Annotated in this window: 14 protein-coding genes and 1 pseudogene; 14 read left to right on the top strand and 1 reads right to left on the bottom strand. The window is 61.3% G+C overall.

Going from position 1 to position 13,559, the window contains the following annotated elements; translation table 11 throughout:
• The 4 genes and pseudogenes from DY926_RS17990 to DY926_RS01570 all read left to right on the top strand — a co-directional run.
• Window positions 1-281 (top strand): annotated as a pseudogene (locus DY926_RS17990) (methyl-accepting chemotaxis protein); the annotation flags it as partial.
• Between the two features lie 115 nt (window positions 282-396).
• Complete coding sequence (locus tag DY926_RS01580; protein ID WP_116701787.1) at window positions 397-1,107, top strand: phosphoribosyltransferase; 711 nt, start codon at window positions 397-399, stop codon at window positions 1,105-1,107.
• Between the two features lie 136 nt (window positions 1,108-1,243).
• Window positions 1,244-1,771: an Hsp20/alpha crystallin family protein gene (locus DY926_RS01575; RefSeq protein WP_116701784.1), complete on the top strand. Its 528-nt coding sequence runs from the start codon at window positions 1,244-1,246 to the stop codon at window positions 1,769-1,771.
• A 375-nt stretch (window positions 1,772-2,146) separates the two neighbouring features.
• Window positions 2,147-2,842, top strand: a complete 696-nt coding sequence (locus DY926_RS01570) for a CBS domain-containing protein (protein ID WP_241502996.1) — start codon at window positions 2,147-2,149, stop codon at window positions 2,840-2,842.
• 200 nt (window positions 2,843-3,042) lie between these two features.
• On the opposite strand, the gene DY926_RS01565 is transcribed toward DY926_RS01570, so the two are convergent.
• Complete coding sequence (locus DY926_RS01565) at window positions 3,043-3,387, bottom strand: hypothetical protein (protein WP_116701782.1); 345 nt, start codon at window positions 3,385-3,387, stop codon at window positions 3,043-3,045.
• Between the two features lie 491 nt (window positions 3,388-3,878).
• On the opposite strand from DY926_RS01565, the gene DY926_RS01560 reads away from it, so the two are divergent.
• From DY926_RS01560 to nuoK, 10 genes are read left to right on the top strand one after another with little or no spacing between them, the layout of a single operon-like run.
• Window positions 3,879-4,304: an NADH-quinone oxidoreductase subunit A gene (locus DY926_RS01560; RefSeq protein ID WP_116701786.1), complete on the top strand. Its 426-nt coding sequence runs from the start codon at window positions 3,879-3,881 to the stop codon at window positions 4,302-4,304.
• Complete coding sequence (locus tag DY926_RS01555; protein ID WP_116701781.1) at window positions 4,301-4,936, top strand: NADH-quinone oxidoreductase subunit B; 636 nt, start codon at window positions 4,301-4,303, stop codon at window positions 4,934-4,936. The genes DY926_RS01560 and DY926_RS01555 overlap by 4 nt, the downstream gene beginning before the upstream one ends.
• Before the next feature lie 5 nt (window positions 4,937-4,941).
• Window positions 4,942-6,723, top strand: a complete 1,782-nt coding sequence (nuoC, locus tag DY926_RS01550) for an NADH-quinone oxidoreductase subunit C/D (protein ID WP_116701780.1) — start codon at window positions 4,942-4,944, stop codon at window positions 6,721-6,723.
• Complete coding sequence (gene nuoE / locus DY926_RS01545) at window positions 6,710-7,201, top strand: NADH-quinone oxidoreductase subunit NuoE (protein ID WP_116701779.1); 492 nt, start codon at window positions 6,710-6,712, stop codon at window positions 7,199-7,201. Before nuoC ends, nuoE begins: the two co-directional genes overlap by 14 nt.
• Complete coding sequence (nuoF, locus tag DY926_RS01540) at window positions 7,198-8,496, top strand: NADH-quinone oxidoreductase subunit NuoF (protein WP_116701778.1); 1,299 nt, start codon at window positions 7,198-7,200, stop codon at window positions 8,494-8,496. The genes nuoE and nuoF overlap by 4 nt, the downstream gene beginning before the upstream one ends.
• Before the next feature lie 23 nt (window positions 8,497-8,519).
• Window positions 8,520-11,249 carry an NADH-quinone oxidoreductase subunit NuoG gene (gene nuoG, locus DY926_RS01535; protein ID WP_116701777.1) on the top strand — a complete coding sequence of 910 codons (2,730 nt, stop codon included), beginning with the start codon at window positions 8,520-8,522 and terminating at the stop codon, window positions 11,247-11,249.
• Entirely contained in the window at window positions 11,246-12,199 is a 954-nt protein-coding gene (gene nuoH / locus DY926_RS01530) for an NADH-quinone oxidoreductase subunit NuoH (protein WP_116701776.1), read from the top strand. Before nuoG ends, nuoH begins: the two co-directional genes overlap by 4 nt.
• Before the next feature lie 24 nt (window positions 12,200-12,223).
• The gene (gene nuoI, locus DY926_RS01525) at window positions 12,224-12,736 is read left to right on the top strand and encodes an NADH-quinone oxidoreductase subunit NuoI (RefSeq protein WP_116701775.1); all 513 of its coding nucleotides are present in this window, start codon (window positions 12,224-12,226) and stop codon (window positions 12,734-12,736) included.
• 6 nt (window positions 12,737-12,742) lie between these two features.
• Window positions 12,743-13,243 carry an NADH-quinone oxidoreductase subunit J gene (nuoJ, locus tag DY926_RS01520; RefSeq protein WP_116701774.1) on the top strand — a complete coding sequence of 167 codons (501 nt, stop codon included), beginning with the start codon at window positions 12,743-12,745 and terminating at the stop codon, window positions 13,241-13,243.
• Window position 13,244: 1 nt separating this feature from the next.
• Window positions 13,245-13,556, top strand: a complete 312-nt coding sequence (gene nuoK / locus DY926_RS01515) for an NADH-quinone oxidoreductase subunit NuoK (RefSeq protein ID WP_116701773.1) — start codon at window positions 13,245-13,247, stop codon at window positions 13,554-13,556.
• The last annotated feature ends 3 nt before the right edge of the window (window positions 13,557-13,559 follow it).

Below are 13,559 nucleotides of genomic sequence, written 5' to 3'. Positions count from 1 at the left end.
AGGCCGCGGCCCTGCAGGATGTGAACTCGGCCGTCAGCGCCATTGACCACAACACCCAGCAGAACGCGGCCATGGTCGAACAGACTTCGGCCGCAGGCCGCAGCCTTGCCGATGAGGCCGAGCAGCTTAATACCCTGCTGGATTCCTTCACGCTTGAAGGTGATGCGGCAGGCATGCCGGGCATGATTGCGGGACACGCACTTCCCTACCCCTTGGGAACAGCCCAGAGGGCAGGTGGTCCTTCATCCCGGCTCCGGCTTGAATCGCGCATGAGGGGTTAGCGGCCGCCCCAGGGCAACCGCCTCACCCGGACTGGCATGGTTCCCGCCAGATTGAATGTTCATATCACCCCTCCATGTATTCCCGCATGCCCGGCTGTTTTACATGGAGGGGAAAATGCCAACAGATTACGCTCCATCCTTCAGGGACAGGCAGGAAGCGGGGCTTGCTCTGGCAGCATCCCTTATGTCCTTTGCCGCATCCCGCCCCCTCGTTCTGGCGTTGCCACGCGGGGGTGTTCCGGTCGCGTTTGAGGTTGCAAAAGCCCTTGATACCGACATGGACCTGCTATTCGTACGTAAGCTTGGCCTGCCCGGTGATGAGGAATATGGCTTTGGTGCGGTTGTGGACGGGACTGGTGCAGAAGTCATCGTCAATGAGACTTATGTACGGAAAGCCGGAATTGACCCGCAGACCATCAGGGACATTGCAAGGCGACAGCTTGCTGAAATTGAGCGGCAGCGTCGCCTGTATGTCAAAAACCGTCTGCCCGCATTCGTAGCCGGACGGGTCGTGATTGTGGTTGATGATGGAATTGCGACCGGCGGCACGATGCACGCGGCCCTGCGCGCCATACGCCAGAGATCCCCCGCGCAACTTGTCATGGCTGTGCCTGTCGCGCCACCCGACACCATGACCATGCTCCGCACTGAATGTGACCACGTGGTGTGCCTGCTGCAACCGCGCCGCTTCCGTGCCGTTGGCGCCTATTATCGGAATTTTGAGCAGGTGAAGGATACCGATGTCGCCAGACTTATCGCGCAGGCGGATCAGATGGCGCAGGAGCGTAAGGCACGACAACCAGAACGACGTTCAGATAGCCCCTGATGTTTTGAGCGTAAATTCTTGCGCTACAATCTTGCGTTCCGTGGGCCTGCAACTAGTTCATATAAGGTCTGGCGTAATGTTATCCCGATCCGGAGTTTCCTGACGGCACAAGCCGCAATGAACAGGAGAAACAACCATGACGGACGTCAACAAATCACTGCCGAAAACAGGGACGCAAACAGGCACGGTTGCCCCCCAGTCACCTTCATGGCCGGTGCTTGACACCCTGAAGCGGGAACTGGATCGGGTGTTTGAGGATTTCCCCTCAACCTTATGGCGGCGGCCCATACCGGGGCTTGAACGCCTGTGGTCACGTGAGCAGGTCCTTAATATCGTTCCCGCGATTGATGTGGTGGAAAAGGACAGGTCCTATGACATCGTGGCGGAACTGCCCGGAATGGATGAGAAGAACATCGAAATCAGGGTTTCAGGCAATGTTCTGAGTATTCGCGGTGAAAAATGTGAAGAAAACAGCGATGAACAGAAGAACTACCACTACTCGGAACGTCGCTTCGGCTCGTTCATGCGGTCAATCCCGATCCCTGACGGGGTGGATATGGCGGGCATTGACGCCTCATTCAGTAATGGCGTGCTGACGGTTACCCTGCCCAAAACGCCGGAGGCCCAGAAGGACGAAAAGATCATTCCCGTCAGGCCAGCCTGACAGGAAGCTGACTTAGAGGCTGTTTAAAAATTACTGATTGATAAAAAACAATAAAAGTTTTTGGGTGCCGCCTTTTTTTCAGAAAGGTGGCATTTCCTGAAGCTTTTTGTAAAAAGCTTCACCAGAAACTTCCTTATGATTACAGGATGTTCCGCAAACTGGCTTTTCAGAAAGTACCGGGAATACAGAGCTCATTCGCCAGAACCCTTTTTTAGCCATGACAGTAAATCACCTGTCGGACATGTCCCTTATAGGGGCATCTGTATGGACGATACCTGGTAGGTGGTTACGTTCATTATCCGTTTGTTCGTCGCGTACTTATGAAAACTTTCTCGAAAAGAAAAAAGGTACGTCGCCATGCAGGTCAAACACATCATGACAGCGCCAGCCATCACCGTGGCGCCAGCCGACACCATCACGACCGCCCTGCATCTTATGCTCTCGCATAAAATCAGTGGCCTGCCGGTAATCACGTCCAACGGGCAACTGGTCGGGCTTCTTACGGAAGGTGACCTGCTGCGCCGCAATGAGCTGGGAACTGAAGAGAAGACATCCTGGCTGCAAAGCCTTCTCCGCTCATCAGGGAAGCTCGCCAGCGATTACGTCCATACACATGGGCGAAAGGTTGGGGAGATCATGTCGCATGAGCCCGTCTCGATCCCACCCGATGCATCATTGCAGGATGCCGTTGACCTGATGATCCGCCACCATGTGAAACGCCTGCCTGTGGTCAGGAATGAACAACTGCTGGGTATAATCTCGCGCGCAGACATACTGCGCGCCCTGCTGCCTGCCATAAGGGAGGAAGCCGGAACCGTATCTGATGACATCATTAAAAAAGCAATTCTGGAAGAATACCGCAATCAGCACAAATGGGCGGGCGGCAACTTTATCAATGTTGATGTTCGGAACGGCGTTGTGGAACTGAATGGTACGCTTACGGATGACCGTCTGCGCGCGGCGGCACGTGTCGTGGCGGAAAATGTGCCGGGGGTTGTCTCTGTTATCGACAATATGACTTTTGTCGAACCCTTCAGCAGCACGGAAATTCCCCCGCCCATGTTCCCGTAAGATCAGGAGCGATTTTTATAAAACACCATATTTTTACTATTATCAGGCAATGGTAAATATATCCGGACCTGCATGCTGTAATTGCATGACAGCATCACGCAGGCTGACCGGTCGGATCAGCCCGCGAATCCTGACGTTATGGTCAGATGGTATTCAGGCACCAACCCTGCGCGTATCCGCCTGGCCCGGTGCCATGCCTGTCAGTGGAATGTAATGTTGAAGTCGCAGCTATTGCTCTGCTGGGACATGCATTTTGTTTCATAACTGCTGATAATGGTATTGCCCCTGACGGTCAGTATCATGTGGCAACTGGCATCCGTATCGTCCGATGGCTTCAGGAGTACGACAATATTTCCCCGTTTCACATAGCGGACATCGGTTATTTCTTCCGCGCAGGACGATTTATCCATGGCAAGCGAGGCCGTACGTTCGTTCAGGGTCAGATGGCCGTCCCCCCCGTCAAAATGCCCATCAAAAACCTGCGGGGCAGCATGCGCCGTACCACAGGCAAGAAAAACACCGAGAATGACGAACAGATATTTCATTTTAAATACCATCAAAATAAGCCGGGCGCTTATTTACGATATCTCTATAAATCCGTAAACCATTAACATAAATAACATATATGTTGTATGTTTAATGCATGTTTCTGACTGCGCCATGTCCGGACCATCGGTTACTGGTCTCGACTATTTTCTTCCTGCTGCCATTCTCCCAGAACATACCAGCATAGCTGTGGATACCTTATCTGCCGCACGGATTACTGCATCCCCTGCTCTGCCCCAATATCCATAATCCTCTCCCGCCTGCTCCACTGGCGCTGGATCAAAAAAGAAGCCCCTGCGCCTTCCTGCCGGAACTTCCTTTCCGGCGGGGCGTATAGCGATCAACAGTGTTTTTTCAGGCATCTATGCCCTGATGGCGTCCGGCACGAAGCTGCAATGCACGACGCGACTGCCGCTGCCCATACATAAACACGCACCAGTATTACGCCGTGTATTCACGTTCATAATAAATGAAAATGGAAGGCTCCGTCATGGAAAACGCTTCCGATATCTGGTCCGTGTTCATCTATGCCGCAGCCATAGGCGTGCTTCTTGCCTGCATGCTCGGGCTATCCGCACTGACCGGAACCCGGCGGAGGGAGTCTGCTGGCGGGCCGTCACTCTCCACGCCTTTTGAATCCGGTATCATTCCCACCGGCTCGGCATATCTGCGCCTGCCCGCCCAGTATTATCTGGTCGCCATGTTCTTCGTCATATTTGATGTTGAAACCGCATTTCTATTTACATGGGGCACCGTTGTTACCGAGGTGGGATGGATCGGTTACGGCGCGGCCATGGCCTTTATTGCCTTCCTTGCCATTCCGCTCGCCTATCTGTGGCGGGCGGGCGCGCTGGACTGGGGGCCACGCCCACGGTTTCGCACCCCCGATGGTGATGGAAAGGTTCCTGCGCCATGAGATGGTCCCTCTCATCCCCCACCGCCGCTCAGACAGGGCAGGAGCGCCCCAGCTTTACCGAGACCATACGGCGCAACCTTGTCATGGGGCGCCTGCAGGATTTCGTGGCATGGGGGCGCAGCAACTCCGTCTGGCCGCTAAATTTCGGCCTGTCGTGCTGTTATGTGGAAATGGCGACCGCCTTTACCAGCCGGTTTGACATCGCGCGCTTCGGTTCCGAAGTCCTGCGCGCCACCCCGCGTGAGGCCGACCTGATCGTCATCTCGGGCACCGTGTTCGTCAAGATGGCCCCGGTCATCCAGCATCTGTACGACCAGATGCTGGAACCCAGATGGGTGATCTCCATGGGGTCGTGCGCCAATTCCGGGGGCATGTACGACATTTACAGCGTGGTGCAGGGCGTGGACAGCTTCCTGCCGGTTGATGTGTATGTGCCCGGCTGCCCGCCCCGGCCCGAAGCCCTGCTGGAAGGGCTCATGCTGCTCCAGAACGCCATCGGCACACAGCGCCGCCCGCTGAGCTGGATGGTGGGTGAACAGGGTGTGGAACCCGTCACGCCCCCCAGCCTGCGCGATGCGAAACGGGCGCAACGCCAGGGTGTGCGTGACCTTCGTTCACCAGATGGGGTCTGACAGCCATGGCCACGACCCTTTCCCCCGCACGCAGGCGTGAGCAGACCCAAAGCCTGCCGGACTGGATTTCCACACGCCTTGCGCCCCCGGGCATACTGGCGACCCAGCCCACGCGGGATGGCGTATGCACCATCTGGATTGCCGCAACCGACCTCCGCCCCACGCTTGCCGCGCTGAAGGAGGACGCCAGCACCACGCTCATGCTGTTTGACCTGACCGCAATAGACGAACGCGGCCGCACCCATCGGGAAGGACAGCCGCAGGCTGCCTTTACCGTAGTCTATCACCTGCTCTCCCTCACCTCCCGCGCGGATGAATTACGCATCAAGGTGCCACTGGGCGCAGCCAGCCCCGGCCTGCCCACCATCAGTGACCTGTGGCCCAACGCCAACTGGTACGAGCGCGAGGTATGGGACCTGTTCGGCATCCGTTTTGACAACCATCCCTTCCTGCGCCGCATCCTTACGCCGCCCACATGGACGGGCCACCCCCTGCGCAAGGACCATCACGCCCGCGCCACGGAAATGCCGCCCTACAGCCTGACCGAAGATGAGGAAATGCACGAGCAGCACGCCCTGCGCTTCGATCCCGCCCGGTGGGGCATGAAGCGGCACAGCGCGCATAGTGATTTCATGTTCCTCAACCTCGGCCCCAACCATCCCAGCGTGCACGGGGTCTTCCGCATCGTGCTGCAACTGGAGGGGGAACGGATTGTCGATGCCGTGCCCGACATCGGCTTTCACCATCGCGGCGCGGAAAAGATGGGCGAACGCCAGTCATGGCACACCTACATCCCCTATACCGACCGGGTGGACTACCTGGGCGGGGTCATGAACAACTTTCCCTACGTCATGGCGGTCGAGACACTGGCGGGCATAACCGTGCCGCCACGCGCGCAGATGATCCGCGTCATGCTGGCGGAACTGTTCCGCATTGCCAGCCACCTCGTGTTCTACGGCACGATGGCGCAGGATGTGGGGCAGCTCTCTCCCGTATTCTACATGTTTACGGACCGTGAGCGCGTATTCGGCATCATCGAGGCGATATGCGGCTTTCGCATGCACCCGGCATGGTTCCGTATCGGCGGTGTCGCCATGGACCTGCCTGCCGGGTGGGACGGGCTGGTGCGCGCGTTCATCAATGACCTGCCCAAACGGCTGGATGAATATGACGCCATGGTCATGCGCAACCCGATCTTTCGTGCCCGCACGCAGGGCGTGGGCGCCTACACCACCGCCGAGGCCGTGGAATGGGGCGTGACCGGGCCGGGGCTGCGCGCCACCGGGCTGGCGTGGGATTACCGCCGCCACGCGCCCTATGCCTGTTACGACCAGCTTGAATTCGACATTCCCACCGCCGCCAATGGTGACTGCTTCGACCGCGTGGCGGTGCATGTAGCCGAGATCCGCCAGAGCCTGCGCATCCTGCGCCAGTGCGTGGACAACATGCCCGCAGGCCCCATCAAGGCCGAACACCCCCTGACATGCCCCCCGCCCAAACCCCGGACGATGCATGACATAGAAACCCTGATCCACCACTTCCTCGGCGTAAGCTGGGGGCCGGTCATTCCGGCGGGGGAAGCACGCTGCTGCATTGAAGCGACGAAAGGGCTGAACAGCTACACCCTGGTCAGCGACGGGGGCACGACATCCTACCGCACCCGTATCCGCACGCCCTCCTTCGCCCATCTGCAGATGATACCGTTGCTCAGCCGTGGCGTCATGATTGCCGACCTGATCGCCATTCTGGGCAGCATAGACTTCGTGATGGCCGATGTTGACCGCTGATCCCCCCCTGCCCGCCACCGTGCGTGCGGAGATACTGGCCCTTGCGGCGGCGGAGCTTCACCCGCGCGGCGCGGCCGTTGCCGCCCTGCGGCTGGTGCAGGCGCATTTCAGGTGGATCAGCACGCCGCACCTGCGCGAGGTGGCGGAACTGCTTGGCATGTCGGCCGATGACCTGGATGGCGTCGCCACCTATTTCAACCTGCTGTTCCGCAGGCCGGTGGGGCGGCATGTCATCATGCTGTGTGACAGCGTTTCGTGCTGGATCATGGGGCGTGAACGGCTCTGCGCCCATCTGTGCCGGACGCTGGGCGTGAAACCGGGTGAAACCACGGCGGATGACGCCATCACGCTCCTGCCCACGGTATGCATCGGGCATTGCGATCATGCGCCAGCCATGCTGGTCGATGACACGCTGCATGGCGATGTGGACATCCCGACCCTCGACCGGCTGGTCGCGGCCCTGAAGGAGCAGCCCTGATGTCGCCCGCCGAACGCCCGCTGACCGCCATGATCGATCCCGCCGCCGGGCCACCGGACTGCACGGCCTATGAACGCGCCGGTGGCTGGCAGGCCGCACGCAGGGTGCTGACGGCCATGACCCCGGCGGAGGTCATTGACATCGTGACCCGCTCCAGACTGCGCGGGCGGGGCGGGGCTGGCTTCGGCACCGGGCAGAAGTGGAGTTTCGTGCCGCGTGAACCCGCATCCGCACGGCGCAAATACCTCATCGCCAATGCCGATGAAATGGAGCCGGGCACCTTCAAGGACCGATGGCTCATGGAGGGCAATCCCCTCCAGCTTGTCGAGGGGATGATCGTGGCCGCCTACGCCGTGCAGGCCGGGCATGGCGTGATTTTCCTGCGCGGGGAATACCATCTGGCCTGCACACGCCTGCAGGACGCCATAACCGAGGCCCGGCAGCGGGGCTGGCTGGGGGAACATATTCTGGGCACGGATTTCAGTTTCGACATCCACGTCCATTCCAGCGCCGGGCGCTACATATGTGGGGAGGAAACCGCCCTGCTGACCGCGCTGGAGGGACGTCGCGCCACACCGCGCAGCAAACCCCCCTTTCCCCAGACCGGCGGGCTGTGGGGCGCGCCCAGCGTTGTGAACAATGTCGAGACACTGTGCAATCTGCCCCACATCCTTGCCAACGGGCCGGAATGGTTCCTTGCGCTGGGCCGGGGGGAGGACGGCGGCACCAAGATCTATGGCGTAAGCGGCCGGGTCGTGCGCCCCGGCGCATGGGAGATGCCCATGGGCACGCCGCTGCGCCAGATCATTGAGGAGCAGGCCGGTGGCATGCGCCCCGGCTACAGGCTGCGCGCGCTGCTGCCGGGCGGGGCCTCCACCGCGTTTGTGGACACGAGCGCGCTGGATGTACCGATGGATTACGGCGCGATGGAAAAAGCCGGCAGCCGCCTTGGGACCGGCATGGCCATTGTCATGGATGACCGGACCTGCCCCGTGGGCATGATCGCCAATCTGGAACATTTCTTCGCGCAGGAGTCCTGCGGGTGGTGCACCCCCTGCCGGGACGGGCTGCCATGGGTCGAGCGCCTGCTGAACGCGATCGAGGCAGGCACGGGGCTGGAGGAGGACATTGACCAGCTTGTCCGCCACACCCGCATGCTGGGCCTGCCGGGGCGCACCTTCTGCGCGCATGCCCCAGGCGCCATGGCGCCGCTGGCCAGCGGGCTGAAACTTTTTGCGCAGGATTTCGCGGCCCACATCACCCAGGGCCGCTGCCCGCTGCGTCACGCCGCCTGAATGTCGGCCGGGGAGATACGATCATGACCAGCATCCGCATTGATGGAAGGGACTGCCCCACCCGCCCCGGCCTCAACCTGCTGCAGGCCTGTCTGGAAGCGGGCGCGGACCTGCCCTATTTCTGCTGGCATCCCGAACTCGGCTCCGTCGGGGCGTGCCGCCAGTGCGCGATCCGGCAGTTCAGTGGCCCTGATGACACGACGGGCCGCATCGTGATGGCCTGCATGACCCCGGCCAGTGATGGCGCCATCGTCTCCATTGCGGATGAGGAGGCCCGGGCGTTCCGCGCGGACGTGATCGAATGGATGATGGTCAACCACCCACATGACTGCCCGGTCTGTGAGGAAGGGGGCGAATGCCACCTGCAGGACATGACGGTAATGACCGGCCACAACATCCGCCGCTACCGTTTTACCAAACGCACCCACCGCAACCAGAACCTTGGCCCGTTCGTCAAACACGAAATGAACCGCTGCATCGCCTGCTATCGCTGCGTGCGGTTCTACCGTGACTATGCGGGCGGGGACGACCTGGCGGCCTTCGCATCGCATGACAATGTGTATTTCGGGCGTGCGGCGGATGGAACGCTGCAGAATGCCTTCAGCGGTAATCTGGTCGAAATCTGCCCGACCGGCGTGTTTACCGACAAGCCCTCTTCCAGTGTCTATACCCGCAAATGGGACATGCGCGGCGCGCCCTCCGTCTGCGTGCATTGCGCGGTGGGGTGCAACACCATTGTCAATGCGCGTGAGGAAACCCTGCGCCGTGTCCTTAACCGCTACAATGCCGATGTAAACCGCTACGTCCTGTGTGACCGGGGGCGGTTCGGGCATGGCTTTGTCAATGCCACCACGCGCATCCGCACGGCCATGCGCGCCATTGCGGGCCAGTACGTTCCCGTACCCGTGGCCGACGCGCTGGCACGGTTCGCAGATATGGCGGTGGAGGGACCGGTTGTGGGCATTGCCTCCCCCCGCGCCGCGCTGGAAACCTGCTTCGGCTTGCACACGCTTGTCGGGCCGCAGCATTTTTGCACCGGCCTTACACAACATGAACAGGCCTGCGCGGAACTGGCCCATACCCTATTGCGCGGGCACCCCGGCCCTGTTCCCACCGTGCATGACATGGAAAGTGCTGACGCCGCACTGGTACTGGGCGAAGATGTATGCACCACCGCCCCCCGGCTTGGCCTTGCCCTGCGCCAGTCAGTCCGGCAGGCGTCCTTTCACGCGGCGGATGCCGCCAAGGTGCCGCGCTGGATGGACGCCGCCGTACGCACGCTGGGGAGTGAATGTCCCACAGGGCTATATGTACTCACGCCTGCCCCGACCGATCTGGATGATGTCGCGGCCCGGCCCCATCGCGGCGCACCTGACGACATTGCACGCCTTGGCTTTGCCATCGCACACCTGATTGACCCGTCCGCCCCCGCCGTTGCCGCACTGGGGGACGAAGATACCCGACTGGCGGAACATATTGCCGCCACGCTCATGGCCGCACAGAAGCCGGTTATCGTATCAGGCATGCAGTATGGCGCGCCCGCGCTTATGCATGCCGCGGCCAGTATCGCCGCAGCCCTTGCGCGGCGTGGGCAAGTTGCCGGGCTGTCGCTGGTCATGCCGGAGTGTAACAGCATGGGGCTGGCCATGCTTGGCGGCCTGCCGCTTGAGGCCGTGCTGGAGCGGGCAAGAAATGGGGATATCGCCACCCTTATCATTGTGGAAAATGACCTGACCCGTCACCTGTCCGCCGCAATGGTGGCAGAACTTGTGGCCTGTGTGCCCAATATCGTCGTTGTGGACCACACGCTGACACCGCTTTGCCAACATGCGGAGCTTGTGTTGCCTGCCGCCGCGTTCAGCGAATGTAGCGGCACGCTGGTCAGCCACGAAGGCCGGGCGCAACGCTTTTTCCAGGCGGTTTTTCCTGCCGCCCCCATACAGGCAGGCTGGCGGTGGATGCAGGAACTGGCACGCAACACGGCGCAATCCCACCCGGCGGGGCTGACAACGTGGCGGAATCTGGATGATGTCATCACCGCACTGGCCCGCGCGTTCCCTGCCCTTGCCGCCATCACGGACGCGGCCCCCCATGCCGATTACCGGCTGGATGGCCAGAAATTGCGCAGCCAGACCTACCGCGCCAGCGGGCGCACCGTTATCCGCTCCTACATAAGCGTGCATGACCAGCCGCCCCCCGCCAGCCCCGACACCCCTTTCAGCAGTTCCATGGAAGGAGCCTACACCCCGGACATGCCCGCGCCACTGGTGCCGGGCTATCAGGTATCCCCATGGAACTCGGTGCAGGCGCTCAACCGCTTCCAGAACGAGATCGGGGGGGAAATGCGTGGGGGTAAATCCGGTGTCCGGCTGTTCACGGGGGGCGGAGGGCGCGATACCCCGGATGCGCCCCATCCCTACAGCACCGACATCCCGCCCCCGTCTGCCCCATCGGAGGGCAGCGTCCTTGTCCTGCCCGAGACACGCCTGTTCGGCAGCGAGGAACTGAGCATGCTCTCGCCCCCCGTCGCAGCCCGTGCCGATGCCCCCACCCTGCGGGTCCCCGCAGGGCCCGGGCTTCCCACCCACATGACACTCCATCTGGAAGACGGGCCGCATGTCCTGCCTGTTGCGCCAATGGTCGGACTGCCCACGGGCATCGTGCTGTGCCCGGCCCACATGGTCGCGCGCGCCTTCCATTTCCCCTGCCGGGCGCGTCTGGACATGGCGGATGGTGCGGGAGGTGGGTCATGATGCGCCTCTCCCTTCCGGTTCTGACACCGCTTGCGGTCCTCGGGCTTGCTACCATGCTGACATGGGTGGAGCGGCGGCTGCTTGGCTTATGGCAGGACCGTTATGGCCCCAACCGCGTGGGGCCGGGCGGTGTGTTCCAGGCCGTGGCGGACGGGGTCAAGCTATTGTTCAAACAGGACTGGGTGCCCCCGTTTGCCGACAGGGGCGTGTTCGTCCTCGCCCCCGCCATCGGCATGATGACGGTGCTGCTGTCCTTTGCCGTCATACCCTTCACCGCCATGGGGGGCATTGCGGGCGGGATGAATGTCGGGCTGCTGTTCATCCTGGCCATGATGGGGCTGGGGGTTTACGCCGTTGTGCTTGCGGGCTGGGCGTCCAACAGCAAATACGCACTGCTGGGCGGCATGCGGGCTGCGGCACAGATGATCAGCTATGAAGTGTTCATGGGGGTTTCCCTGCTGGGCGTGGTCATGGCCGCCGGTTCGTTCAGCCTGCGTGACATCGTGGCGGCACAGGGGCGTGTATGGTTCGTCATCCCGCAATGTCTCGGCTTTTGCGTGTTCATGCTGGCGGGCATTGCGGAGACGCACCGGCTTCCCTTTGACCTGCCCGAGGGTGAGAACGAGCTGGGGGCGGGCTTTCACACCGAATATTCTGGCCTGAAATTCGGCATGTTCTTCATTGCCGAATATGCCGGGATCATTCTGGTCTCCGCCCTTGTCACCACGCTTTACCTTGGTGGCGGGCTAGGGCCGGTACTGCCCGCCGCCGTGTGGTTCACGCTCAAGACCTGCGGCATGGTGATGTTTTTCATCCTGCTGCGCGCGGCCCTGCCCCGCCCGCGTTACGACCAGTTGATGGCGCTGGGCTGGAAGATCCTGCTGCCGCTCTCGCTGCTCAATGTCATGGCGACGGGCACCATCATGATGCTGCGTGCCACTACTCCCTAGCGCCCCCGTACAAAGGCATATCCCATGCTTGATACACTGCGCACCCTGTTCCTGACCTTCCGCCACGCCTTTTACCGGCGCGCGACGGTGCAGTACCCCGAGCAGCAGCCCTATCTGCCCCCGCGTTACCGGGGGCGGATCATCCTGTCACGCGATCCCGACGGGGCGGAACGCTGTGTGGCGTGCAACCTGTGCGCCGTCGCCTGCCCGGTGGACTGCATAAGCCTGCAGAAAGTCGAGGCCGATGGCCGGTGGTATCCGCAATATTTCCGGATCAATTTCTCACGCTGCATCTTCTGCGGGTTCTGCGAGGAAGCCTGCCCCACCTACGCCATCCAGCTCACGCCCGATTTCGAGATGAGCGAATATTCGCGCCCCAACCTTGTATATGAAAAGGAAGACCTGCTGATCAGCGGTACCGGGAAATATCCAGATTACAGCTTCTACCATGTCAGCGGAATTCCCATCCCCGGCAAGGACCGTGGCGCATCCGAACGTGAGCGCCCGCCGGTTGACATCCATTCCCTGCTGCCGTGACGCGCCATGCATGCCCTGGCCCTCCTTTCCGCCGGTATCGCATTCGTGGGGGCCATCATGGTCATCACGCGGCGGGTGGCCGTGCATGCCGTGCTCTATCTGGTCGTGACCCTGCTGGCCGTGGCGATGGTGCTGGCCCTGCTGGGGGCTGCGTTCGCGGCGATGCTGGAAATCATCATCTACGCGGGCGCCATCATGGTGCTGTTCGTGTTCGTGGTCATGATGCTCAACAGCGGCCAGCCTGATGCCGCGCGGGAGGGGGAATGGCTCAGGCCGCGCGCATGGGCGGGGCCGGGTGTGCTTGCCGGCCTGCTGTGCGGCGAACTCCTTTATGCCGCCACGCCCTTTTCCGGCCATGCGTGGCCCCTTGCCCCGCTTACGGCACGTGATGTGGGGCTAGGCCTGTTCGGGCACTACGTGCTGATGGTCGAACTGGCGTCATTCCTGCTTCTTGCTGGCCTGATCTCGGCTTTGCACATCGGGCGCAACCGCGTGGAGGACCGCTGACATGCCTGTCCTTTCCCTTAATGAAAGCCTGCTTTTCACCAGCATGCTCTTTTCAGTGGGGCTGGCCGGGATGCTGGTGCGACGTAACCTTGTGTTCATGCTGATGTCGCTCGACGTCATGCTCAATGCTTCCGCCGTACTGTTCGTCGCTGCCGGTGCGCGCTGGCATGATGCATCGGGGCAGGTGATGTTCCTCATGATCCTGGCGCTGGCTGCCGTGGAAACATCGGTCGGGCTGGCCATCATACTCTGCCTGCATGCACAAGGCCGCCCCACGCTTGATGCCGATACCGGCAACCTGTTGCGGGGATAGGCG

The organism is Komagataeibacter melaceti, assembly GCF_003403295.1.
Lineage (GTDB): Bacteria > Pseudomonadota > Alphaproteobacteria > Acetobacterales > Acetobacteraceae > Komagataeibacter > Komagataeibacter melaceti.
Note: the sequence above shows the minus strand (reverse complement) of the source record. Positions and strands in the feature narration are given on the sequence as shown.